A 26,235-nucleotide genomic window follows, 5' to 3' on the forward strand; every position below is an offset into this window, starting at 1 on the left:
ATATACAATGAAAGGAAAGCATTTGAAATTGAAAGACAGTCTGTTGAAAACAATACTGCCTGTTGCGCTGATTTTATTAAGTTTTTACTCTTGTAAAAAGAAGACCGTTGATCCCCGGATTGTATTGGATCGGGACTACAAAAAAGAAATTTTAGCCGGAAGAGACGCCTTGCGCGTTTACCTCATCGGAAGCGAAACCGGAATTTCTGTTTCCGTCTCCGTTGATGGAAAAACGGTTTGGTCAGAAGGTTATGGCTTTGCCAACAAAGAATTAAAAGCGCCAGCCCGTCCTGAAACAAAATACCGGATTGGCCGCACATCTCAAATCTTCCCCGCGATGCTGATTGCCAAACTTCAGGAAGAAGGTAAAGTAGATGTGAACGAACCTTTTTCGAAGTATGTTCCGAACTACCCGGCCAAACAGTGGGATTTCACCCCTTACAACCTGGGAACTCACTCGGCAGGATTCCCGGAAACCGACTTCATCCTGGTGCAAAACAAGCAAGACTACAAAAGCCTGAAAGAATTCATTCAGGCAACCGAGAAAGACAGTTTGTTATTCAAACCGAACCAGTACTTCGCGGTTAGCGATTACGATCCTTGCTTACTGGGAATTTTGGCCGAAACGATTGGTCAAAAGAGCTATCCAAAACTGGTCAAAGAAATGTTGCTTGATACGCTTGGCCTGAACGAAACAGAACTGGATAGTCCCTCTCCCATCATCGACTACCGCTCTACCCCTTACCACCGCAATTTCATTGCACAAGTGGTGAATGCGCCGGAAATAGACTCCCGATTTGTTTCACCGGCGTACGGCTACCTGTCGACAGCAGACGATTTAAACAAACTGGGACAGTTGTTAATGAACAAGGAATTCTTTTCCGAAGAAAGCTACAAGCTTTTCTTCACGCCCAATACGCTTGACGGAGGTTTCCAGAGCAACTTAGGCTTCGGCTGGAACATTTATACCGATCGTCAGGGAAGAAAGGTTTACATACAGGAAGGCTCAACAATTGGCGGAAGTTCATTCCTGGCTATCTTTCCCGATCAAAAGTTAGTTGTCAGCATTTGTACCAACCTTGCCGACAATTCAGAAAGTGTCCCATCCGGGAAAATCGTACAACTTTTCCTCGATAAAATCAACCCGGTAAAACAAGAAGAGCCCGCTGCCCAAAAGGAAGAAAAAGCGGAGAAACCTGCGGAACAGTAATCAGAACACAACAATGATATTAATAGAAAAAGCCGGCCTCACGCCGGTTTTTTTGTGCAAAAAAAGAGGCACCGTTACCGATGCCTCTTTTGTATTTTATGAAGTGAAGATTACCAAGCGAACAATGGTAAATCTTTCATCATTTCGTTAACGCGTTTGCGAACTGAAGTGATTACCGCTTCGTCATCCGGATTTGAAAGAACTTCGTCAATCAAGTCAACAATAACCGGCATCGCATCTTCTTTCAATCCACGGGTTGTAACAGCTGGTGTACCTACACGCAAACCAGAAGTTGTAAACGGTGAACGGCTGTCGAACGGCACCATGTTTTTGTTGATCGTGATGTCAGCCAACACCAAGGTATTTTCAGCTTTCTTACCTGTCAGTTCAGGGAATTTGGTACGCAGGTCAATCAACATACTGTGATTGTCGGTACCACCTGAGATCACTTTATAACCTTTTGCAATGAACGCTTCAGCCATAACAGAAGCATTCTTTTTCACCTGAGCCTGGTAAACTTTGTATGAAGGATCCAACGCTTCGCCGAATGCGATTGCTTTCGATGCGATGACGTGTTCCAACGGTCCACCTTGTTGTCCCGGGAATACCGCGAAATCAAGCACTGCCGACATCATTTTGGTTTCACCTTTTGGTGTTTTGAAACCAAATGGGTTTTCAAAATCTTTCCCCATCAAGATGATACCACCACGAGGTCCACGCAGGGTTTTATGAGTCGTTGAAGTTACGATATGTGCATATTTAACCGGGTTTTCAAGCAAACCAGCAGCAATCAAACCAGCAGGGTGAGCCATGTCAACCATAAACATTGCACCAACTTCATCAGCGATTTGACGCATGCGGGCATAATCCCATTCACGAGAATAAGCCGAAGCACCACCGATAATCAGTTTTGGTTGGTGTTCTTTTGCCAAAGCTTCCATTTCGTCGTAGTCAACCATTCCGGTTTCTTCTTTCACGTGGTAAGCAATTGGTTGATACAATATACCTGAAGAGTTCACCGGAGAACCGTGAGACAAGTGACCGCCGTGAGCCAGATCAAGCCCCAGGAACTTGTCGCCAGGATTCAAAATGACACTAAGAACAGCTGCATTAGCCTGTGCACCAGAGTGAGGTTGAACGTTTGCATATTCAGCACCGAAAAGTTCTTTAATACGATCGATTGCCAATTGCTCGGTCATGTCAACAATCTGACATCCCCCGTAGTAACGTTTGCCCGGGTAACCTTCTGCGTATTTGTTTGTCATTACAGAACCCATTGCTTCCATAACCTGCTCGCTAACAAAGTTTTCAGAAGCAATCAATTCGATCCCACTAAGCTGACGCTTGCGTTCTTTTTCAATAATGTCGAATACTAATTGATCTCTTTTCATTTGGTATATATTCAAATTTCGATTATTCAAATTTAACACGATCCGCGAACGGATGAAGTTGTTGAAAACGAGTTTCAAATTGAGGGTCTAAAGGTAAGCTTTTTTACCTGTTGCTGAAAACAATAGAAATAAACAAAACGCAAAAATTTATGAACCTTTTCAATTCCTTTACACACCAAAAACAACCCTCAAAATTCGGATAGAAATATCGCTGGTGAAGATCCTCTAATCGCCGAATAAAGTAAAGAAATTCGTTAGAACCTACAGGCTCGAAAAACGAGAATGACAAAGTCAACCGCTTCCAAATTTTTTAAAACATCTATTTCACGGGCTTTGGGTCTAATCTTTTAGCTGAAATCCTCGTAAACCCGATTATCCTCTCCTTTTTATTTAGCACTGTCGAGTCATAGCTAAATACAATTTTGCGATGCGAAAAGCATCTTTTGTGTACAACTGAAAAAACGATAACATGCCACTGAAAAAATTGACAGATTTTCTCGACCGGAACAATATTGAATATATCACCATTCGTCACTCGCTGGCTTATAACGCCCAGCGGATTGCAGCGACCACGCACATTCCGGGAAAAGAAATTGCAAAAACAGTTATTGTAAAAATCGACGGCAGATTAGCCATGGCAGTTCTTCCTGCTTCGTATATGATTAACCTGCGCTTGCTGCGTGAAACAACCGGAGCAAGACTAATTGGGTTGGCCAGTGAAATGGAATTCAAAAACCGTTTCCCCGATTGTGAACTTGGCGCAATGCCTCCTTTCGGAAATTTGTACGACATGGAAGTTTACGTTGCTGAAAGCCTAATCGAAGATGAAGAAATTTGCTTCAATGCAGGAACCCATGTGGAACTGATCCGCATGGCTTATGCTGATTTTGAAAGGCTGGTTGAACCGGTAGTTTTGAGATTCTCAAAAGCTCTCACCGCCTGATCTGAATTGATGTAAATATTTAAGGGTAACAATTCTTTTGGGGAAGCCTCCGAAGCTATTTGGAGGTTTCTTTTTTTTGTGTGACTTTCGTAAGACAAAATCAGTTACTATGGATTCAGCCAAACGTCCCTTGCTTTTAACTTCTGCCCTTGCACTAAGTACTATCGGCAGCAGCCTAAGTACAGTTGCCTATCTCGGGACATTCCTGTTTTACGACAAAGCACTCCCTCAAATTGAAAAATTCACAAATGACCTGACAGCCGGAATGATCAGCCGCTATTACATCCTGGCCATGGGAATAATCAGCTTTGTGTCGCTCCTGGGGGTAATGAAAATGTGGAAGAACGAGCGGTCAGGTTTCTTCTTTTACCTTTTTGCCCAAGCCTGTTTATTTGTGCTCCCCCTCGTCAACATCGGCAAACATGCTTTTTCGAGCACGAATGCCATCTTCACCGTGTTGTTTTTATCCATCTACGCAGTCTTCCTGAAGCGCATGCAATAAAAAAGCCCATCGTACTGACGGGCTTCTTGTTGAAAATATTTAGTTCTATTTTTTTAATCGTGCGATAATGTGCGAACAAAATTCCGGTAATTCGAGAATACCCGAGCCCGGGAAATGAATCCGAGGTATTTGCCATTGTCCAGCACCGCCAGGTTGAAGCGAGCGCTACTCTCAAATTTTTCGGCAACCTTCAACATCGTGTCTCTTGGCGAAATGTAATGCTCGGGCATGTACATCAAATCCTTCACGTAAATTTTGTCATACAGTTCGTGGTTGAAAATGATCTCGCGGATGTCATCCATCTTAATCATTCCCTTCATCATTCCTTCATCGTCAACAACAGGGAACAAATTCCGTTTCGATTTCGCAATAATTTTCGTCAGGTCTCCCAAGGTCGCTTCGGGCGAAACAATGGCGAAATCCGTTTCAATAAGTTCGCGAACGGCCATGAAATGCAAAACCGCTTTATCCTTGTGGTGAGTTACCAACTCTCCTTTTTTCGCCAACGCTTTGGTGTAAATCGAATAGGGCTCAAAGGCCATAATCGTCACATACGAGGCGATAGCGGCAATAATTAACGGGAAAAACAACTGGTAACCGCCAGTGATCTCGGCCGTGAGGAAGATTCCCAGCAACGGCGCGTGCATCACACCTGCCATCATGGCTCCCATCCCTGCCAATGCAAAATTGTCGATCGGCAAATTCAACCCTAATACCAGGTTGAAAAAGCTGGCCACAAAATAACCACCGATCGCTCCAACAAACAAAGTTGGTGCGAAAATACCGCCGACTCCACCACTTGCCGTTGTGGCTGTCATGGCAATTACCTTGATGAACACAAGCAAAAGCAGGAAAATGACAATGAACCACTGCTGATCTTTAAAATTGAAGAACAACGAATTATCAAGCAAGTCGGGTCCAAGGCCATTAAAAATCTTGTCGATACTATGATAACCTTCCCCCCAAAGCGGCGGAAACAGGAAAATACAAAGGCCAAGAATCAAACCGCCAATCAAAATCTTATTGATGGGCTTCCGAATCAACTTAAACCTGCGCTCCAGGTACATCGTCATTCGCGTAAAATACAGCGAGATGAAACCGGAAAACACACCTAAAATCAGATAGAATGGAATATTACCGGCGTCAAACGAGTTCACCAACTCGAACTTGAAAAGTACCTCGTCGCCCATGAAATAATAGGCCAACACTGCTGCCGAAATACCGGAAATCAGCAAGGGCAGTAACGATGCCATTGTCAGGTCAAGCATTAAAACTTCGAGGGTAAAAACAATACCGGCTAAAGGCGCCTTGAAAATCCCGGCGATAGCTCCGGTCGCCCCGCAACCAAGCATCAACATCGTTTGCGCATGACTGAGGTTGAAGAAACGGGCCAGATTCGAACCGATAGCAGAACCAGTTAATACTACCGGGGCCTCTGCTCCAACCGATCCACCAAATCCGATGGTAAAACTACTGGTGATCATGCTTGAAAAAGTATGATGCCGCTTCAAATTTCCTTTATTCAAACTGATTGCTCCCAACACCTTCGAAACACCATGTCCCAAATCGTCTTTGATGAGCAGTTTAACAATCAACACTGTAATGGCTATCCCAATTAGCGGAAATGCCAAAAACAAATAGTTTTCATCCGATTCTTTAAGGTTACCAACCAAAGTTTCACCGATCAGATGAATCAAATTTTTCAACAGCAAAGCTGCCGTACCACACACAATACCAATCAACAAACTTAACCAATACACTTTTTTCGAATCGTTCATCCGATTGAAAAAGGCTAGCAACTTGGTCTTCAATTCCATCATAACATCAAAAGCTTATTCATATGAAAAATGACTCATTTTTTTCCGATAAGAAGAAAAAACCCGGGCCCGCGAAATAAAACCGATGTATCTTCCTTCGTCAATAACAGCGATGTTGTAGCGTCCTGTCACTTCAAATTTTTCAACAACCTGTTCCATCAAATCAGCAGTCGAAATAAAATGCTCGGGTAAATACATCAGTTCGCTCACCTTAACCGAGTCATATAGTTCCTGCTTAAATATTAAATGTCGGATGTCATCCATTTTGACCATGCCCTTGAGGTAACCTTCATCGTCGACCACCGGAAAAATATTCCGGTGTGCGGTGGAAATTGCCTCCGTTAAGTCACGGAGGGTGGCATCGGGGTGCAAAGTAACAAAATCTGTTTCAACTAATTTCTTGACCTCCATCATCTGCAGAATATTCTTGTCTTTGTCGTGTGTCATCAATTCCCGGCGTTGTGCCAGCTGAGCGTGATAAACCGACTTGGGCGCAAAGGCCTTAACTGTTAAAAATGAAAAGGTTGCCGTAATCATCAACGGTACAAATAACAGGTAGCCACCCGAGATATCGGCGATCAGGAAGATACCGGTCAGCGGTGCATGCAGTACTCCCGCAATCAATCCAGCCATGCCAATCAAGGCAAAGTTATTCTTATCAATCTGCTGATTACCAAATCGATCAACCAATACAGCGAACACCGCCCCAACATTCACACCTGTGAAAAGTGTGGGTGCAAAGATGCCTCCAACTCCCCCGCTTCCAAAGGCCAGCGAGGTTGCCACAACCTTCAACAAACTAATGGCTGCCAGCAAGATAACCATCAAAAAAAAGTGATCTTTCAGGTAAAAGAAAACCGAGTTATTGTATAAATAACTGTAATCGCCGGCCAGGCAAGCATTGATCGCCAGATATCCTTCACCATAGAGTGACGGGAACAAAAAGATCAGGAAACCAAGCAATAGCCCCCCGTAGAGCAATCGATTCCACAAGCCCGGAATCTTCTCAAAACGATTTGTTATATAAATGTTAATCTTTGTGAAATAAGCAGAAACAACTCCCGTCAGGATTCCCAACGCGATGTAATAAGGAAGATCGTTTACCACGAAGCTTGACTTGACATCAAACGGATAAAGCACATCATGTCCCATGAAAAAGTAGGAAGTCATGACCGCGGCTGAAGAAGAAAGCAGCAGCGGAACCAGCGAAAAAGTGGTCAGATCGATCATGATGACTTCAACTGCAAAAACGATTGCCGCAATCGGAGCTTTAAAAATGGCCGCCATTGCCGCTGCCGACGAGCAAGCCAGCATCAAAATAGTACTGCGGTAATCCAAATGGAAGAAACGCGAAAGCACCGAGCTATAGGCAGCACCTGAAACAACGGTTGGGCCCTCCAGTCCCACCGAGCCTCCGAAACTAACCGTGAGCGCACTGGATACCATCGAGCTGTAAAGGTTGTGACGGCTCAGATCGCCCTTGCGTCGCGAGATACTGTGCAAAACATTTGGAATACCCGGCCGGACGGGTTTTCGCACGATAAACCGAACAAACAGAACGGTCAGCAAAATGCCGACAATAGGCAAAATAAAATAGATGGAGTTTCCCTCGTTCTTTTCAATGACCAGGTTTACCAGATCCTGCAATTTCCAAACGAAGTTCTTCAGCAAGGTTGCCAGAATGCCAACAATGACGCCAATAACAACACTCAACAGAATGATGAATTTCCGTTCGCTCAGGTGTCGAAGTCTCCAGCGATGAAAGCGGGCTGCATAAGAGAGCTTGTTTGGCATCTTTTTCGAAATTAGTGCTTCGGAAAAGACTATAAGTTAAGAATCTATTTCTTCTTTTTAAAGATATCCTTGATCGATTCCCAAACTTTTTTCTTCTCTGTTTTATGCGTTTCCCCATCCGACTGATCTCTGTCCGACTGATCTTTCTTTTTAAAGATATTGCCAATCAAATCACCGATTGATCCGGCAGGCAAATCCTCCCGGTACGGCTCCACATCGAGCTTCGCCAGCAAACGGGGAGCTGGTTCGCGGAAAGAAGCGTATTGCAAGCGCTTGTAGCGCGTATCAGCATACAACTTGGTGTAAAACTTCCCGACAATCGGAAGCGCCATGTAACCGCCTTGGCCGTATGTGATGGTACGGAAGTGAATCGACGGATCATCAGCTCCAACCCAGCAACCGGTAACCAGTCCCGGATTCATCCCCACAAACCAACCATCGGTTTGATCCTGTGTTGTTCCGGTTTTACCCGCAAAATCGCCACCAACGTGGTAAGCTGTTCGAATCGGGCTACCGGTTCCATTCGAGATAACCGACTGCATCATGTGAACAAGCATACGGCAATTCTCCGGATCCAGCGACGTTTTGATCGGCTCAGGCTTGGCAAATTTGTCCAATACCTTGCCTTGTGCATCTTCAATTGAAACCAGGTAATGCGGCTCGATGTAAACACCGTCGTTCAGAATCGTGGCATAAGCCGAAACCATATCTTTCAAACTGATAGATGCTACTCCCAAAGCCAAAGAAGGAAATTCAGGAAGCTCGGCTGAAATACCCAGTTCGCGGGCTGTTTCAATCACCTCGTCAATGCCCGTTTCCATCAAAACCTCCACAGCAACCGTGTTGATCGATTTGGCCAGTGCTCCTTCCATCGAGTAATAGCCTTCATAATCCGGGTGTGAGTTTTGCGGCGACCAATCCTGGTAGTCGTGGTAAACTTTACGCTCATTTGAAAAATAATCGTCAGGTTCCAAACCATTCTGCAAGGCGGCCAGGTAAACAAATGGTTTAAAGGTTGAACCGACCTGTCGCTGCGAGTTCACATGGTCGTATTTGAAGTAGCGAAAATCGATTCCGCCAACCCAGGCTTTCACCTCACCGGTTGATGGCTCAAGTCCTAAAAATCCGGCGTTCAACAGGCTCAAATAATGCTTCACCGAGTCCAGTGGTGTTGCCACAACTTGCTTGTCGCCTGTCCAATCGAACAGCACCATATCACGTTTTTGGTTGAAAGCGGCTTTAATTTCAGCCTCTGATTTTCCGGCTGCCTTCATCTTCCGGTAGCGTTCCGATTGTTTCATAGCGCGCTCCAGCACCGAAGGTTTGCGCGACCAGGGAGTAGAACCTTTCCAATGGTTGTTGAATACGTTCTGCAAACTCTTCATGTATTCTTTCACCGATTGCTCGGCAAAATACTGGTAATCGTAGTTGACAGTTGTTTTCACTTTCAACCCGTCGTTGTATAAGTTGTACGGATCGCCGTTTTCCTTTTTATGACTCTTACACCACTCCAGCAATTCCGGCTTCAACATTTCCAGGAAGTACGGAGCCGGGCCTTCGTTGTACGAAATCCGACGATAACGCAAGGTCAGCGGCTTCTCCTGGAAGACTTTTCCTTGTGCCTCCGAGAGGTATTCATTTTTTACCATCTGCCCGATCACCACATTCCGGCGTTCTTTAGAGCGTTCAGGGTGTAATCGGGGGTTGTAATAATTATTGGCTTTCAACATTCCCACCAACACTGCTGCTTCATCAACTGTCAAATCTTTCGGCGACTTGTTAAAAAAACGCTCAGCGGCCACTTCAATACCATAGATATTTTCACCAAACGGAACGGTGTTCAGGTAAAGCGTCAGGATATCTTCTTTGGTATAAATGCGCTCCAGACGGTAGGCAATAATCGATTCGCGGAGTTTGTTGACCGGCATCGAAAAAACACCCAGACTATTGCGGGGGAAAAGGTTTTTTGCAATCTGCTGGCTCAAGGTACTTCCACCTCCGGCACTGTGATCCTGCAGGAGAATTGATTTCACAAAAACACGCATCAGCGCCACTTCATCAACCCCGCGGTGCTCGTAAAAGCGTGAATCCTCGGTTGCAACCAGGGCATGAATCACGTTAGGCGAAATCTCGTCGTAGCGAACATTACTCCTGTTTTCGGTATAATAACGCCCCAGCAATTTTCCTTCCTGCGAGAAGACTTCCGAGGCCTGTGGATTTTTGATATCGTGCAACTGCGAGGTGCTCGGAACATAGCCTAAAAATCCCAGGTAAACAGCTGTGAAGAAAAGTGCAAAAAGAATGATTCCCACCGCTGCTATCTTCAACATTAACATGAGAAAGCGCCGCCCAATCGACGACTTCTTGGAGGACTTTTTACGACGTCCGCTACTTGCTTTTTTACGTGGTTTTGCTTTTGCTGAAGACTTCGATGTAGATTTCCGAGGAGGCATATGATTTTGTTTATTTCCCTTTTTCGTATTGAGATACCGATATGAACTTATTCTTACAATCAATAATTGTACCGCTATCTTTCGAGCTCAAAACTATACAATAATGCCAAAACGACTCGACTATTTCTAAAGGAATCGACAAACTTTTCCCAAAAATAATTGTCATTATAGTTCCACCCGTTTATTGAAATAACTATGAAAGTTGGTATTACAGGAGCTTCAGGTTTTATTGGACAACAATTGATCGCTTCGCTTCAATTGAAAGGGCATACATGCGTGGCACTAAAACGAGATTTACTTTACAATCCGGAAAAAGGTTTGGCAGATCTCCTTACCGGATGCGATGCCGTGATTAATTTAGCAGGAGCACCAATTTTGCAACGCTGGACAGCCAACAACAAGCGGACCATCTACAGCAGCCGGGTCGATACCACATTGAATTTGACGGAAACCATTCGGAAGATTCCCGCAGCCCAACGTCCCAAAGTATTCATTTCCGCATCAGCAGTTGGTATTTACCAAACCGGGCTGGAGCACGATGAATCGAGCAAAGAGTTTGATCGCGGATTTACGGGAACAGTTGTTCTGGGCTGGGAAAAAGCGTCCGAGTCGATTCCTCCCTCAACGCGTCGAGTGATTTTCCGGATTGGTGTTGTGCTCGCAAAGGAATCACAAACGGTGAAGCAATTGCGACCTTTATTCAAAGCAGGGTTGGGCGGTAAAATCGGTTCGGGCCAACAGGCCTTTCCGTTTGTCCATATTGATGATTTGGTGTCGGCTTTCGAAACAGCCCTGACCGATGAGAACTACAGCGGCATTTACAACCTGGTCGCTCCAAAGTCGATCAATAACGCCGAATTTACGAAGTGCTTTGCTCAAACGCTAAATCGCCCCGCACTTGCGCCCGCTCCAGCATTTGCCATTCGTCTGGTGTTTGGGAAAGCTTCCGGACTACTGCTGGAAGGAGCGACTGTAAACCCCAAACGCCTGAAAGAAGCCGGCTTCACGTTCAGCTACCCGACGATTGAAAAAGCGCTCGATCAAATTCTAAAAAACTAAAAAAGCCCTGCCTTGGCAGAGCTATTCTATTGTAATACTTTCTTTTACTTAAAAATTCAACTTCCCCTGTTGATCCTGGGGTTGCGTTGCCTGGTACTCTTCAATAATCTGATCAATCGTCATCAGGCATTTGCCGCAGCTGGTTCCGGCGCGCGTAGCATATTGGATGTCTGTTGCATCCAACGCTCCTTTTTTCAACTCATTAATGATTTCCTGCTCCGAAACCATATTACAAATACAAACCAAACGGTTACTCATGTTCCAATCTACTTTTTCTGTTTTCGTTTCTTTCTTGCTTATTTCTCCGTCAGTCTGTTCTCGATATGCAGACGTATTTTCCGATAAGCGTCAATCACTTTATCACCCTTGGTCATGGTGTCGTAAATCTTCTTAATCAGCTGCCTGTCGGTTACCCAAACGAAACTGGCTTTAAAATTAAGATCATAAACCAAAGACATCAGAAAAAGTTTAAAATCGGCTAACGATTGAAGGTCCTTTTTCAGAACCGGTTTTTCAGCAATCAGGCTTTTTAATACAGCATCGCTGGCCAATCCCATTTTGGGCAGGTTGTAGCTGATGGTTGGCAGGCTGAATGTTCCGTCACGTTTCAGTAAGGAAACAGCCAGTTCCCAATTGTCCATTTTGTCGGCATCGCGAAGGATTTGAGCAAACAACATCACCTTTTTTTCTTTCGATGAAAAGCTGAATTTGTTGTGACCGGCAATCACTTCCGTTATCAATTTGCGCTCTTCCTCTTCCATTTTGAGAAAGAACTCCTGCTCCGAAATCAGTTGAATACTCAATTCAGCATGATCCTCGGATGTCGTATCATCGAAGTGTTTGTATTTTTCAAATTGAACGAAACGACCAACATCGTGCAGCAAACCAATTAATTCAATGATATGCTGATCCTCGGGCTCCAGTTCCAGAGCTTTGGCCAGGTAAAGACAATTGGCTGCCACCCGCAACGAGTGGTCTCTCTTCATTTGTAAATTCTCAGAAACAGAGAAGTCGGAGGCTTTTATAAACTTCTTCGCCAGTTCCCCGAAAAACTCTTTCCCTTCATCAAGCTTAGTATGACTCATAAATAACATTCGCAATTGAAGGCAAAAATAGATTATTTCGTTGGTTTATGACCGAAAGTGCAAACCATTTTATTAACAGTCACCCGCTTATTAATGGTGCTGAAGTTTTTTAAAAATTATACGGGGGAAAAGAATGTTTTACTATTTTTGCATCGCTTTCGGCCCCATAGTTCAATGGATAGAATATCAGATTCCGGTTCTGACGATATGAGTTCGAGTCTCGTTGGGGTCACAAAAAGCCGCGGTTTCCGCGGCTTTTGTTGTTTTAAAGCGAATAAAAATCTTCTAAATATTTCGCCAATTTAACCTTGCTATCAACTTCTGTATATCAAAAGAAGTTTCTTTTCAAAGTCGTTTGTATTTTTGAAAACTTACGATTTTGCTTCGATCAATACAAAGACAATTCGGAAGATATCTAGCTAATCAACAAATTCAAATATCGCTGTTTTCGTACTTTCTGAATTCAATCCAATCTCAACTCTGAATTCTCCGGCTTCCGCCTGGTACTCCAATTCCGAATTATAAAACATCAGATCGTCGACCGTAATTTTAAATCGAACAGTCTTTGTTTCACCCGGTTTCAGAAAAACCTTTTGAAAATGTTTTAACTCTTTTCGTGGTCGGGTAACCGAAGCCTCCAAATCCCGCAAGTAAAGTTGAACCGTTTCCTCGCCGGCCATTTCACCGGTGTTGGTCAGGTTAATCGTAGCCGTTAGCGTATCATTCTCTGCAAAAGCATTCTTGTCCAGCTGAATATCGCTCACATCAAACGAGGTATAACTTAAGCCAAATCCAAACGGATAAAGTGGCGTATTGGGAACGTCGAGGTAGCGACTCGTATATTTCACGCCTTCCCAAAACGGACGGCCAGTGGTTTTCATACTGTAGTACACCGGCACCTGCCCCACTTTACGCGGAAACGACATGGTTAATTTTCCGGAAGGGTTGAAATCGCCGTAAAGAATGTCTGCCACGGCATTGCCGGTTTGCGAACCTGCCGACCAACATTGCAGGATTGCGGCACAGTTTGCGTCTTCCCACTCCAGCGTGAGCGGCCGTCCGGTTAGCAAAACAAGCACCACCGGTTTTCCGGTTTCAACCAGCTTTTGCAACAGCTCTTTCTGCGAAGCCTGCAGGTTAATATCGGCCAAACTGGCTGCTTCACCGTTCATCACTGCAGATTCGCCCAAAACGGCGACGACCACATCAGCAAACGTAGCTACTTCGATGGCCTCTTCAATCAGCTCCTCACTGCTTTGCTCATCCATCGGGTAACCAATCAGCTTTGCCAACGCTTCGTCATCAGTTAAACGGGCGCCTTTGACATAGCTAACTGCTGTTCGCTTTCTCAGCCCTTCAAGCACCGTGATCACCTGCGAGGTATCACCATTCAACACCCAGGTTCCCATGGTTGCCTTTTTCGAATCGGCCAATGGACCAACCACCGCGATCTTCTGCCCTTTCGTCAATGGCAAAACCGAACTTTCATTTTTCAGTAATACCGCAGACTTACGGGCTGCCTCCAGCGCGAGATTCATAAATTCCTCATTCTGTCCTTCCTCTGCGATGTTGTCTTTCAATCTCAAAAACGGATCGTCAAACAAACCAAGCTGATATTTGGCTTCGAGAACGCGGCGGCAAGCCTGGTCGATTTCGTCCATGCTGACAGTGCCTTTTTCAAGCGAGTTTTTCAGTGTATTAACAAAGCCCTCGCTCACCATATCCATATCGATACCAGCGTCCAATGCCAATGCAGAGCAAGTTTCGAGATCGCCAATACCATGAGCTCCCATCTCGCGGATAGCCGTATAGTCGGTGGCGATAAAACCATCGAAGCCCCAGTCTTTCCGCAGCACATCGTCAATCAGCCATTTGTTGGAAGTTGCCGGAACTCCGTTGATGTCGTTAAAGGCAGTCATCACAGAACCGACTCCCGCATCCACAGCTGCCCGGTACGGAGGCAGGTAATCCTGAAACATCTTGATTTCGCTCATGTCCACCGTGTTGTAGTCGCGACCGCTTTCGCCAGCGCCGTAGAGCGCAAAATGTTTCACACAAGCCATCACCGCTCCGGGTTGAGCCATGTCTTCCCCCTGATAGCCTTTCACCATTGCCTTCGCGATTAACGAGCCCAGGTACGGATCCTCTCCGGCACCTTCAGCAACACGCCCCCAACGAGGATCACGTGACACGTCAACCATCGGCGAAAACACCCAGTCGATTCCGTCACTTGCCGCCTCTGTTGCTGCTGCGCGGGCGGTACGTTCAATCAATTCCGTATCCCAACTGCACGACAGCGCCAGCGGAATAGGAAAAACCGTACGGTGCCCGTGGATGACATCCTGCGCAAAAATGATCGGAATCCCCAAGCGCGATTGTTCAACTGCCAGCTTCTGAATCTCCATCCGAGTTGACTTCGATTCGATATTGAAAAGACCGCCAACAAGTCCGTTCTTCACTTTCTCGCTCACACCGGAGTTGGCAGCAGCTCCGGTTTGGAGGCTGCCATCCCAGGCAAGGAGATTTAGTTGGCCTAGTTTTTCATCCAATGTCATCTTCGACATCAGAGCATCAATAAATAGTTTTCGCTCTATCGATTTGTCAGCATTAACTCCTCCTGCCCAAAGGCAGATCGGGCAAAAAAAAGCCAATAAGATTAACGCTGACAATCGTTGACTACCAGTAAATTTCATGATCTGCTATTCGTTTAAAGTTCTTGCCTGTTTATTGCTGAAAGATTTCGGGGTATTTGCGGATAAAATAAACCGGCGTACAACTCCAGGCATGGCAATAACTGTTGATCGGGAAAAAGTTGTACGGTGACAGAAAATCGTTGTTTGGATCATAAACTTCCCAGAATGTATCCGCGCCTTTCTCAACCATTCCGCCCCAATAATTTACCAGCAACTCTTTGGCTTTGGCCTGCATGTTCGAATTAATTAGTGCCTGAATGAGATAGTGATACATGTAAGGGCCGCCCGGGGAAAGAGCTTCCGGCGTATTCATCACTGCCGTCAATACTTTCTGGCTTTGCTTCTCATTGAGCACGCCTCCGAGGATCATCCAAATTTGGGATGCGTACGAGATTTGCTGGTCGTCACCACAGGCAAACATCCCGGTCTTCGTGTTATACAAATTAGCCAGAGCGGCCTTTTTCATCTTTTTAATCAAAGCCGGAACTTCGGCGATTTCATCCGTTTTGCCCAAAGCTTCAGCCAAGTCGAAAGTTTCGCTTAAAGCGAAAATCATTAATCCCTGGATGGCCGCATTTTTATTCAGCCCATCTTTCCAATCGAAGAACAACCACCACTCTTTATTGGCCCGTTCATAGTCAACCAAACCGTCATCTCCCACATAGTTTTTAATGATATCCAACTGACGTTTGGCAACCGGCCACAATTCTTCAGCCGTGGCTTTATCATCAGTTGCAAGCAGGTAGTTTTTCAGGCTTACATTATACAGCAACGAATAGTCCATCAAACGTTGACCGGCTTGAGGATGTGGCTCCGGCTCTTCAAAAATAGTTCCCAAAACATAACCTTCGTCATCGCTTAACCCGGCCAAAATATAGAGACATCTTTTAGTCAGATTGTGATTTTCATAGGAGTAAACATTCGCAAGTGATTCCAAATACATATCGCCAACCCACAAGCGGCGATCGCGTTTGGGACCATCTTCGTAAACCGTCTGCATACATTCTTTCAGCGTCTTCAAACCGATTTCATCAATCTTTTTTACGATTGGAGAAGTCGAGGCGGCCAATGCCTCCGGCTGTTTAACTGCTGAGGTTAATGCCTTAAACTGAATGTCGCTGATTCCAAAATCAAAATAAGGCGAGGCTCCCAACAATTCAATTTTGATGTAGCGGCAAGAAACCCGCCGAGTCAAGGTGTTGGTTGAAGGAACATTCATAATTGTCATTTGCTCGTCCTGCAACCAGGCGCGGCTGATTGCTCCCGGGAAAGGGTCAAAAGGTGTTGCTAACTCGGCCGGAACTTCGCTAAAAGTAAACCGGAACCGAACAGGCGAATCAGCTGCACCCCAAATTGTCTTCAAGTTAAACGTGAAATAGCCCGTGTAATGGTCGCCAAGATCGACAACCACTTCTTTAATTTGCCGGATTGATTTGTTGTACAGCGAATCAATTGGTGCTATATTTTTCGCCTCCCAGCCTTGAAAAGCGTCCTCATTTTTGACTAACTCAACCAGAGTTGTTGGCTTAACAATCGTTTCCGTAAGTTTCGGTTTTAAAGCTTCAGCCTTTTCAACCCATTGTTTTCCGTTTGGGTAATAGTTTTGAGCCATTGCCCGACCGGATACGGCCAACAAAAGGACAAGGATAAAAATTTGGTAGTTTATTTTCTGCATGATGTAATATTTCTGAAGTTGATTATTGGTGGTTAAAAGATAACTTGTTTACCGAGCTCGATCGCTGTTCTCAGCCGAATATCTTGGGACGAAGCGCCAATGAGGACGTCGTAAGTACCGGGCTCCGCGCTCCAGGCTTTCTGACCGGGATCATATTCTGCCAAATCTTGCGCTGTGACCTCAAATTTCAGGGTTTCGGATTCTCCGGGTTTTAATAAGGCGGTTTTCGCAAAATGTTTCAGCTGAATCATTCTCGAGTCTTTTGATTTCAGGTAAAGCTGAACCACTTCCTTCCCGTTGTTTACCCCGGTATTCGTTACGCTCAGCTCGATCTGGAATTTATGATCCGGGAGCGAATCCACCGAAAGATTGTTGTACGTAAAGTCGTTGTACGACAGACCGAAACCAAATTCGTAAGAAGTGGCAACATCTGCTCCCCGATAGTACCGGTAACCAACCGCAGTTCCTTCCGTGTAATCAGTTTGCTGCGGATTAGTTGACGGATCAGGAAAAAAGTTTGAAGAAGGAACATCACCGTACTTCACAGGGAAAGTCATCGTCAATTTACCGGATGGGGTCACGTCACCGGAAAGGATTTGGGCAATCGCCGTTCCGGCTTCCTGCCCGGGTTGCCAAGCCAGCACAATCGCATCTGCCTCATTTTTCCAGGAAGCGGTTTCAATCACTCCACCAATATTCAAAACAACGACCAGTTTCTTTCCTTGTGCATGGAAGGCTTTTGAAAGCTTACGGATCATTTGTTGCTCAATATCGGTGAGCTGAAAATCATCCGCCACTTTACGATCGGCAAATTCTCCTGAAGTTCGGGAAATAGTAAACAAAGCCAGATCGCATTCAGCTGCAAACTGCTTCAGTTCCGCTTCGCTCCAATTCTTTTCCTGCAACATGATATCGGGATCGAAATACGACTTCTTCTCCCCAATCCGCTCCTTCTCGGCTTGAACATGCTCGGCATAGGCTTTTTCAAACTCAGCCGGAATCCCGTAGCCAGACTTTTCAAGTCCTTGCTTTATCGAGACGGTGTACGCACTGTTCACATTTCCACTGCCGGTACCTCGTGAAATCGTCTCAAAACTAGCGATACCGAATGCTGCAATTTTAGAAATCGCCTTACCCAGCGGAAGCGTATTCCGGTTGTTTTTAAGCAGCACCATCCCGTCGGTAGCTGCTTGTGCCGCAATTTTGGCGTGCGCCTTGAGATCAGGATTGTCGCTGTAATCATAGCCATTGAAACGGGGCGTTTGTTTGATAATATTGAGAATCCGATCAATATTCCGGTCTACAACGGCTTCATCCAAATCACCATTCTGAACAGCTTCTGCAATCTGTTCAGCAATATATTTGCTTCCCGGCATTTGCAGGTCGTTCCCAGCCTTCACTTGTTGAATCCGGTCTCGTCCGGCAAACCAGTCAGTCATCACAAAGCCGGTGAAGCCCCAATCCTTTCGCAAGATCGAATCCAGCAAAACAGGATTCTCGGAACAATAAACACCTTTAATTTTGTTGTAAGCCGACATCACCGTCCAGGGATTCGATTTCTTAACCGCAATCTCAAAACCTTTGAGATAAATTTCATGCAATGTTTTCTCGTCGATTTCTGCATTGATCGACATGCGGTTTGTCTCGTTGTTGTTGGCCGCAAAGTGTTTAATTGAAGTTCCTACGCCAACCGACTGAACACCATTGACCATGGCTGCAGCCATCTCTCCTGACACAACCGGATCTTCTGAATAATATTCAAAATTACGCCCACCGAGTGGATTGCGGTGAATATTTAATGCCGGCCCCAATAAGATGTCGACTCCATATTCTTTGGCTTCCGTTCCCATGCAAACTCCAACCTGGCGAACCAAATTGGTATCCCAACTACAAGCCAGCAACGACTCGATCGGGAATGCCGTCGCATAAAATGTTTTTGTGGTGTCAGGACGCATCGGATCGATACGCACACCTGCAGGACCATCAGCCAATACGATAGCCGGTATTCCCAAACGAGGAATAGCAAAGGTTGTTCCGGCAGCACCGGGCACTAATTTTTTGGTTTGTCCCACCACCGGCGGTTGCGAATCGAACAAGGTATCTGCACCACCAAAACCGGAGGGATAACCACGGGGAAAGCCGGGATCGTCGCCTACCAGAAGTTGGGCTTTTTCCTCCAAGGTCATCGCCGCAATCACTTCCTGGTTGGTTGATTTTCCTAAACGAATGTTTTGGCCCGAAGGCGAACAACTAACGAGCATTGCTGCAATTCCCGCAAGCCCGATCGTTCTCAATGTGTTAAGCTTATTCGTTATTTGTTTCATCTTGAATATTTATCTGGAGTATGATTTATTGGTTTGTAGTTACAAAACGACCAGCTTTTCCAGCAACTGTCCCATCTTTAAATAGTAGACTCCGGCATGTAGAAATGAAAGATCCACTGATCCGGTTCCGTTAACAAGCTGATCAAAAATCTTGACACCATTGGTGTTATAAATAGCTAATTCTGTTTCATCCAGGTTGTCTATGGTGTAGTTCAATGTGCGATCCTGGGATAAAGGATTGGGGAAAACGCTTGACGAACTTTTAATGTCGTTTACCGAAGTACTGATATCTTTCTTTCCCCAGTAATAAACTTCCCAACCGTCAATTCCGGTCCGGTTAGCATTAATCGGAATACTTCCCCCTTCCATTGAAACAAAGCCTCCTTTTCCAAGCAGGGCCATTTTCCCGCTGGCTAAATCAATCCAATAAAACTTTTCGTTTTCACCGATTTCATCTTTGTCGCAGGTCATCGAACTGGTCCCGTTGTTCGAACTCACGTATTTTCCGTTATTACCTTTCAAGGCAATCATCCCATCACCGGCATCAACAACCAAAAAATATTTGTCATCAGTCAAACTGGTCGAACTGCAGGTCATGGCCGAATTTCCGCTTTCGGAGCTGATGTATGTATAGTTATAAGCTTCAAAACTGATGTAATCACCAATACCGCGATAAGGAACACTCGTCGTATAGCTTCGGATTGTATCGATTAAACCGGCATTTCTACGAAACTTGGAAGTCACAAACTTGTCCCATTTCTGTTTGATCAGTTCTTCGCTATCCCAGTTTAAGTCGGGAGTTGTATTGGTATTTCCGAGATACAATCCCCAGTTCAGGGTTGAAGTAATGTTTTTGTAAGTCCAGTTCGACCAGGCGCCGTTAAAACAGTTCATGCCGTTCATCCATTTGCTCCACAAATCGAGGTTATTCCAGAAGTTGTACTCGCCCGCAAGAACCGGTGTGTTCCATTGCAATTGATGCCAGGCCATATCGCCCAAAGCCCAGTTGATAAATCCATTTTGGGAATCCCAGTTGTAGTAGTCGGTATTGTAATAATGTGCTTGATATAGCATATTCTCCCATCCGCGCTGGCTTGGCGAATCAATCATATCGAAGTTATAAAAGGCCTGTACCGAAATAATATGATCGGCATCGATGGCACGAACGGCCTTGTATATGAGATCATACATATCGCTCGTTGTGAACGATGAGTTGCTACTCACAGGTTCGTTCATCAGATCGTACGCACAAACTGCAGGTTCACCTTTGAAATGGGTGGCAACTGCTTTCCACAAATCAACCGTCATTTGCTGCGATTCCGGATCGTTCCACAATTCGTTGGTTGTCGCCTGTCCACTCGTGATATAGCCGTCCAAACCACCCGGAGCTCCGTGCAAATCGAGCATAACATAAATTTCCCGCTGGGAGCATTGCTCAACAACCCAATCCAACTGTTTAAACCCATTGGCTTTAATCGAGCCGTCGTTGTTCATCACTTCCATCCAATAAAACGGAACACGAACCATATTCATTCCCATCGCTTTAATACTGTCCAGATCAACCGTCGTGATCCACTGATCCTGATAATAATCCCAAAGTTCATCGGCTTTATCTACTCCAAAGCGATCATAGGTTGCATTCCGTACCGTGAAATCGTCATTCATGTAGAGGTAAAACTCGGCAATAGACCAGGTACTTGTTGAATTCCCTTTCTGCAATATTTTGATGTAACGGGCTTCCAGCGCGCCAAGATAAACATCAACCACGCTGGTGGTGGCGGATCCGGTAGCTACTTCAGTCCAACTGGTACCATCCGTTGAGATCGAGATACGATAGTAGGATGGTGATTCTTCCGCTACTCCGCCAGACTTCAACGAAATTTTGTCAAAAACGATATTCTTTTGACAATCGATTGTGATGCCTTGACCAGCCGTAGCGACCTGCGCGGTGCCCGAATTCCATTTGGTTGACTCGTCGCCATCCAGTATGTAGGCTAAATTATCACCGGAAACGGAGCTTGTGTTTGACGCTGTCCAGCTATCCCGGTTCAGCAACCCGTAGCCAAGTGGACCGATCCAATACTCCATGCTCAACCACGAGCCCAAGTTTGTTCCCCGCAGGGCAACCACATCTCCTTCTCCCGATTTATTTCGAACATAAGGGCCCGACGCTTTCAAAAAGTCTGACGAATCAAACTGTCCGTAACTTTTGTCAACAGCAGTAAAAAGGAGCAGGATTAGAATGGGAAGTAGAAAAATCGTTCTTGTTTTCATGATTCGTTCAGGTGTAAAGTGACCATTTTCAATGCCTCGGGCATGAATTCATATTGAATTTCTGAAAAGACGAGCTTTTCAAATTCGGGTACAGTAAGTTTTTAAGGAAAGCGATTATTGAGCCTTAGCCCAATAATCGCTTTTAAAAATTGAATTAATAACCAGGATTTTGCTCAATATTCGGATAGATATTGATTTCGCGTTCAGGTATTGGGAACAATAATCTGAAATCCTGAAAATTGTATGCTGTGCTTGCTAGTTCAACACCGGCTGGGTAATAGTAGTCTGTTGGGTTTGCTTTAATTTTTGCAAACTGAGCTGACATTACTTCGGCAGCATTTCCCCAGCGCACCAAATCAGGCCAGCGTTTATTTTCGAAGGCCAACTCAACGCGACGTTCAGTCATGATGGCCTCGCGCATGGCTGTTTGGTCAGAAATTGACAAAGCACTCAAACCGGTACGCGAATGTGCATGAACCATATTCAGGTAGGTCAAAGCTCCCGAAACGTCACCCTGTTCGTTCTTTGCTTCGGCTATCATCAATAGCACCTCAGCGTAGCGGTAAACCGGCCAGTCATCGTCGGTTACCTGATGTTGAACAGCTCCGTGCACATATTTTTTCACATAAGGAATATTGTCGTACCCTTCACCTGAATAGAACTGAATAGAAGCATCGAAACGCAGGTCTCCACTTTCATACGCAGCAATCATTTCAGGAGTCGGGGTATTCCATCCACCGTAACCGTTTGTGTTCCCGTTCGGAAAGCCACTGATAACGCCGGGATTCGACAAAATCGGTAAAAAGTTGTAAGCAAACATACTGTTCGCACTAGCCGACAAATCGTCGCTGTACTGAACCTCGAAAATCATCTCCGAATTATTCTTGTTACTCGGATCAAAAATCGCGGCGTAATCAGACTGCAACGAGTAACCTGAAACGTTGCTCAGGGCAGTTTCTGCATTCGCCCACTCTTCCAGCACTAGATAAGCATTTCCAAGCAAAGTATAAGCGGCACCATTTGCCACGTATCCTTTCTCCTGTTCTGAGAACGACGGGAGAATCTCTGCGGCTAATGTCGCATCTGCAATAATCTGAGTATATATCTCGGCAACAGTCGCACGCGTTTGCAACGTCTCTTCGTAACTGGTCGGGGGAGTCGTCACCAATGGTACGCCGCCAAAATATTGCACGAGGTCGAAATAGGCAAAAGCTCTCAGGAAGAGTGCCTGTCCCTTGTAGTTGTTCCTGGCATCATCCGAGATATCGGCATCATCAATATATTTCAAAATCTGGTTGGCACGACCGATAATGATAAAGTCGTTTTGATATTTGTTAGAAACAGGACCGCCGTTCGAATCATCAATGAACTGATCCACATATTCGCGATCGGCATAACCTCTGTTCGATGTATTGTAAATAAAGCCGGTATTATCCGAGCGCATTTCACCCATCGACCAGGCACCGTAATCGGCTGCACCTGTTCCGTATAAGTTTCGCAGCGGAACATAGTTCCCCACAATAGCCAGCTGAAAATCAGCCTCAGTCTCATAAAAGTCGCCGGCGGAAATCACCGTTTCCGGGTAAAGCGTCAGGAAATCGTCTGAGCAGGAAGTCAGGCCCAAACACACTCCCAATACCAGGTATATTAATTTCTTTGTATTCATATCAAGTCCGTTTAATTAGTTTTAGAAGTTTAGATTAAGACCAAAGGTGAAAGTTCTCGGAACAGGGTAAGTCGTTGCATCAGCGCCCGAATTGATTCCACCCGCAGCCGAAACTTCGGGGTTGTTACCCGGGTATTTTGTAAACACAAAAGCCTGTTGAATACTTCCGTAGACGCGCACACTTTTAATGTTATTGATACGCTTCAAGGGCAGGTTGTAACCTAAAGTGATGTTTTTGATGGTGAAGTAACTGGCATCGTAAAGCCATTGAGAACCGGCCCAGTCGCGTTCGTAACCGGTTGTTCCCGATTTTACTTTACCGTATTTACCATCTCCGGGATCATCAGCCGATCTCCAGCGACGATCAACCGCTTTGTACACATTGAAGTTACCATCGAGGTTTGCCGCAAAACGATCCATCAGGTTAAAGATCTTATGCCCGTATGCGCCTTGGCAAACAACTGCCAAATCGAAGTTTTTGTAATAGAATGTGTTGGTCAAACCATAAATCGCTTTGGGAGCGGCACTACCCAAAACTGTTTTATCACGGTCGTCGTTGTATACCCATCCATCGCCATCCTGATCCTTAAACTTGATGGTACCAACTTCAGCTCCCTGGCGTCCGACTGCGTCAACTTCTTCCTGGGTATAGTACAATCCGTCCCATTCCAGACCATAAAGTTGTCCCAGCGGCTGTCCGACTTCAGTAATTGTATAGTCGCCATAAATCGTTGCATTGGTTGTCCCCAACTCAAGAGCTTCGTTTCGGTTAAAGGCGATATTGAAATCGGTGTCCCACTTAAACTTACCGGTTAAGTTTTTGGTGTTAATGGTGACCTCGTGTCCCCACAACTTGATTTTTCCAACGTTGGTCGTAAAACTGTAGAAGCCAGAGGATATTGGAATGTCTACCGTGTAGAGCAAGTTGTCTGTAATTCTTCTGAAGTAGTCGTAGGTCACCGAAATTCGATTATCGAACAATCCCAGGTCAAGACCGAAGTCAACCTCCGTTGTATTTTCCCAGCCCAAATCTTCATTATTTAAACCTGCGAGACTTTTCCCGTTAGTGATCACGCCGTTTACCGGATTGTTGGTATCCACGATATTGGAATACTGCGTGTAGTTACCGATGTTGTTGTTACCGGTTACACCCCAGCTACCTCTCAGTTTCAGGAAAGAAATTTGAGGAACTGCCGACATAAATCCTTCTTCGGAGGCCACCCAACCAAGCGAACCTGATGGGAAATCACCCCAGCGATTTTGAGATCCAAAACGAGAAGAACCATCACGACGATAAGCCAATGAAACCAGGTATCGATTTTTATAGTTGTAATTGATGCGGCTAATCAAGGAAGCCAAAGCCCAATCCTGGATATCAGTATTTCCGGTGATTGTCGTTGCTGCATTCAGGGTTTGCACACGATCATCCGGGAAGCCGGTTCCGTAAAGATATCCGCTCTCACCATGGGCGCGCTGCGCTGTGTAACCAGCCAAAACTTCGAAGTTATGATCATTAATTTCCTTATTGTAGGTCAACGTATTTTCCCACAACCAGGAATAACCGTACGAGTTGCTGTGCGTGGCATAAATACGGGAAGCGTCGTCCGGATTACCGGGGTTGAAAATACTACCAGCTGCTGCAGGGTAAAAGAAGTCGTTCACATTGTTACCCAAATCAACACCAATCGATGACTTGTACTTTAAGCCGGTAATTGGCTCGTACTCTACAAAACCAGTTGCCAGCAAACCGATGTTTTTGGTTTTGTTCTTCACGATCTGCACCTGGTTGTACCAGTTTGGCCCGGGCGAAGTCCCGTAAGTTCCGGTTTCGCCAGTTGTGCCCGACCATGTTCCGGTATTCACAGGAATCGTTCCGTCCTCATTAATATACGGCGCCAAGGGTGACGTTAAAATTGCCGACTGAACAATACTTGGTGAGTTGTACCAAATACCATCACTCTGAGGAGTATTGTTGGTTGTTACCGTATTGGAAACGTTCACCCCAACTTTTACTTTATCGTTGAATTTATATTCAGAGTTCACGCGCAACGAAAAGCGTTTGTAATCTGAGTTCAACAGGATACCTTCCTGATCGAAATAACCTGCTACAACAGAGGACTTAAATTTGTCTTTACTTGTACTGTAGCTAACCGAATAATTTTGAATAACTGCTGCACGAGTAACGGCATCAAACCAATCGGTTCCTTCACCGTATTGATCCGGATTTTGGTACATCTCCGGAACACTCCAGCCGTTTTCCTCGAAGATTTCCTTCTTAAACTTGGCAAACTCCCGGGCATTCATCATATCCGGACGCCCTTTTTCAGGCACCATCTGAACACCAGCATAGGCGCTCACGCTCATACTGGACTTACCAAACTTTGCCTGCTTTGTTGTGATCAGCACAACACCGTTTGCCGCGCGAGATCCATACAATGCTGTTGACGAAGCATCTTTCAAAACAGAAATTGATTCAATTTCATCCGGGTTGATGTTGGCAATGTCGCCCGTCAACGGAAATCCATCAACGACGTAAAGCGGATCGTTTCCGGCGGAAATAGAAGCCTGACCGCGAATTCGAATTGACATTCCCTGTCCCGGAATACCGGTTGTTTGGTTGATTTGTACACCGGCTAACTTACCCTGCAATTTTTGAGTCAGCTGCGCTGTTGGAATACTTTCCAAATCTTCCGTTTCGATATTCTGAATCGCACCGGTAATATTTCGTTTGGATTGAGAACCGTATCCAATCGCAACAACTTCGTCCAAACCAACGGCGTCTTCCCGCATTACCACATTAATCTCAGGCGACTCCCCAACTGTAAATTCTTGGCTGCCCATACCGACGAATGAGAATAGCAAGACACTTTCGCTGGTCAATCCTCCGATTGTATAACGACCTTCAAAATCTGTAATCGTACCTGTTGTAGTCCCTTTCAAGACCACTGTCACTCCTGGCAGCGGGCTTCCGGCGGCATCAGTAACCAACCCAGTCACTTTTCCCGTTTGCTGCTGAACAGCTTGCCCGGAATTTTTACTGGTCGATGGCGTAATAATGATCAAATTTTTGTCGGTAATCGTGTATTTTACTTTTTGGTTGACGAAGACCTCCTCCAGGAGCGCTTCAATATTTGCCTGATCAACATTGACATTGACCTTTTCGTCAATATTCAGACGTTCATCCTGCAACAAAAACTTATATTGGGTTTGTTCTTCGACCTGCCGAAGCACTTCACGTATCGATACGTTTTTTAGGTTTAGTGAGAATTTTGATTGTTGTGAATAGACACTCGCAGACACCGTGAGCGAGAGCAATACAACAAAAACGAATGTTAGTTTCATAATTCGT

Annotated in this window: 16 protein-coding genes and 1 tRNA gene; 5 read left to right on the forward strand and 12 right to left on the reverse strand. The window is 45.3% G+C overall.

Annotated elements, in window-relative coordinates; all coding sequences use genetic code 11:
- The first annotated feature begins 7 nt into the window (after nucleotides 1-7).
- Nucleotides 8-1,210, forward strand: a complete 1,203-nt coding sequence (locus tag BC643_RS05135) for a serine hydrolase domain-containing protein (protein ID WP_120272078.1) — start codon at nucleotides 8-10, stop codon at nucleotides 1,208-1,210.
- A 110-nt stretch (nucleotides 1,211-1,320) separates the two neighbouring features.
- Here the strand turns inward: BC643_RS05135 and glyA are convergent, their stop codons facing one another.
- The gene (glyA, locus tag BC643_RS05140; RefSeq protein ID WP_120272079.1) at nucleotides 1,321-2,601 is read right to left on the reverse strand and encodes a serine hydroxymethyltransferase; all 1,281 of its coding nucleotides are present in this window, start codon (nucleotides 2,599-2,601) and stop codon (nucleotides 1,321-1,323) included.
- 469 nt (nucleotides 2,602-3,070) lie between these two features.
- Here glyA and BC643_RS05145 point away from each other — a divergent pair, with 469 nt between their 5' ends.
- Together BC643_RS05145 and BC643_RS05150 are read left to right on the forward strand one after the other, a co-directional pair.
- Nucleotides 3,071-3,544: an aminoacyl-tRNA deacylase gene (locus BC643_RS05145; RefSeq protein WP_120272080.1), complete on the forward strand. Its 474-nt coding sequence runs from the start codon at nucleotides 3,071-3,073 to the stop codon at nucleotides 3,542-3,544.
- A 109-nt stretch (nucleotides 3,545-3,653) separates the two neighbouring features.
- Nucleotides 3,654-4,046, forward strand: coding sequence for a hypothetical protein (locus tag BC643_RS05150; protein WP_120272081.1), 393 nt, complete (start codon nucleotides 3,654-3,656; stop codon nucleotides 4,044-4,046).
- Nucleotides 4,047-4,099: 53 nt separating this feature from the next.
- Here the strand turns inward: BC643_RS05150 and BC643_RS05155 are convergent, their stop codons facing one another.
- From BC643_RS05155 to BC643_RS05165, 3 genes are read right to left on the reverse strand one after another with little or no spacing between them, the layout of a single operon-like run.
- Complete coding sequence (locus BC643_RS05155; protein WP_120272082.1) at nucleotides 4,100-5,866, reverse strand: chloride channel protein; 1,767 nt, start codon at nucleotides 5,864-5,866, stop codon at nucleotides 4,100-4,102.
- 12 nt (nucleotides 5,867-5,878) lie between these two features.
- Nucleotides 5,879-7,657, reverse strand: coding sequence for a chloride channel protein (locus BC643_RS05160; RefSeq protein ID WP_120272083.1), 1,779 nt, complete (start codon nucleotides 7,655-7,657; stop codon nucleotides 5,879-5,881).
- A 44-nt stretch (nucleotides 7,658-7,701) separates the two neighbouring features.
- On the reverse strand, nucleotides 7,702-10,110 hold the full coding sequence (locus tag BC643_RS05165; RefSeq protein ID WP_120272084.1) for a penicillin-binding protein 1A: 2,409 nt from the start codon (nucleotides 10,108-10,110) through the stop codon (nucleotides 7,702-7,704).
- A gap of 195 nt (nucleotides 10,111-10,305) precedes the next feature.
- Between BC643_RS05165 and BC643_RS05170 the strand changes: the two genes are divergently transcribed.
- A complete protein-coding gene (locus BC643_RS05170) occupies nucleotides 10,306-11,169 on the forward strand; it encodes a TIGR01777 family oxidoreductase (RefSeq protein ID WP_120272085.1) in 864 nt (287 codons plus the stop codon).
- Nucleotides 11,170-11,217: 48 nt separating this feature from the next.
- On the opposite strand, the gene BC643_RS05175 is transcribed toward BC643_RS05170, so the two are convergent.
- Both BC643_RS05175 and BC643_RS05180 read right to left on the reverse strand, forming a co-directional pair.
- Nucleotides 11,218-11,427, reverse strand: a complete 210-nt coding sequence (locus tag BC643_RS05175) for a (2Fe-2S)-binding protein (RefSeq protein ID WP_120272086.1) — start codon at nucleotides 11,425-11,427, stop codon at nucleotides 11,218-11,220.
- Nucleotides 11,428-11,465: 38 nt separating this feature from the next.
- Nucleotides 11,466-12,254: an HD domain-containing protein gene (locus BC643_RS05180; protein ID WP_170154458.1), complete on the reverse strand. Its 789-nt coding sequence runs from the start codon at nucleotides 12,252-12,254 to the stop codon at nucleotides 11,466-11,468.
- Nucleotides 12,255-12,414: 160 nt separating this feature from the next.
- On the opposite strand from BC643_RS05180, the gene BC643_RS05185 reads away from it, so the two are divergent.
- Nucleotides 12,415-12,486: transfer RNA gene (locus tag BC643_RS05185), tRNA-Arg, on the forward strand.
- A 187-nt stretch (nucleotides 12,487-12,673) separates the two neighbouring features.
- Here BC643_RS05185 and bglX read toward each other — a convergent pair.
- The 6 genes from bglX to BC643_RS05215 all read right to left on the reverse strand — a co-directional run bounded on the left by bglX (nucleotide 12,674) and on the right by BC643_RS05215 (nucleotide 26,228).
- The gene (gene bglX, locus BC643_RS05190) at nucleotides 12,674-14,947 is read right to left on the reverse strand and encodes a beta-glucosidase BglX (protein ID WP_211337990.1); all 2,274 of its coding nucleotides are present in this window, start codon (nucleotides 14,945-14,947) and stop codon (nucleotides 12,674-12,676) included.
- A 31-nt stretch (nucleotides 14,948-14,978) separates the two neighbouring features.
- Nucleotides 14,979-16,622 carry an alpha-L-rhamnosidase-related protein gene (locus tag BC643_RS05195; protein ID WP_120272088.1) on the reverse strand — a complete coding sequence of 548 codons (1,644 nt, stop codon included), beginning with the start codon at nucleotides 16,620-16,622 and terminating at the stop codon, nucleotides 14,979-14,981.
- 32 nt (nucleotides 16,623-16,654) lie between these two features.
- Nucleotides 16,655-18,946 carry a beta-glucosidase gene (locus tag BC643_RS05200; protein WP_120272089.1) on the reverse strand — a complete coding sequence of 764 codons (2,292 nt, stop codon included), beginning with the start codon at nucleotides 18,944-18,946 and terminating at the stop codon, nucleotides 16,655-16,657.
- Between the two features lie 39 nt (nucleotides 18,947-18,985).
- On the reverse strand, nucleotides 18,986-21,220 hold the full coding sequence (locus BC643_RS05205; RefSeq protein ID WP_120272090.1) for a cellulase family glycosylhydrolase: 2,235 nt from the start codon (nucleotides 21,218-21,220) through the stop codon (nucleotides 18,986-18,988).
- A gap of 154 nt (nucleotides 21,221-21,374) precedes the next feature.
- Nucleotides 21,375-22,886 (reverse strand): RagB/SusD family nutrient uptake outer membrane protein, encoded by a 1,512-nt coding sequence (locus tag BC643_RS05210; RefSeq protein ID WP_120272091.1) that lies wholly within the window; start codon nucleotides 22,884-22,886, stop codon nucleotides 21,375-21,377.
- Between the two features lie 21 nt (nucleotides 22,887-22,907).
- The gene (locus BC643_RS05215) at nucleotides 22,908-26,228 is read right to left on the reverse strand and encodes a SusC/RagA family TonB-linked outer membrane protein (protein ID WP_120272092.1); all 3,321 of its coding nucleotides are present in this window, start codon (nucleotides 26,226-26,228) and stop codon (nucleotides 22,908-22,910) included.
- Nucleotides 26,229-26,235: the final 7 nt, after the last annotated feature.

This window comes from Mangrovibacterium diazotrophicum, from assembly GCF_003610535.1.
Lineage (GTDB): Bacteria > Bacteroidota > Bacteroidia > Bacteroidales > Prolixibacteraceae > Mangrovibacterium > Mangrovibacterium diazotrophicum.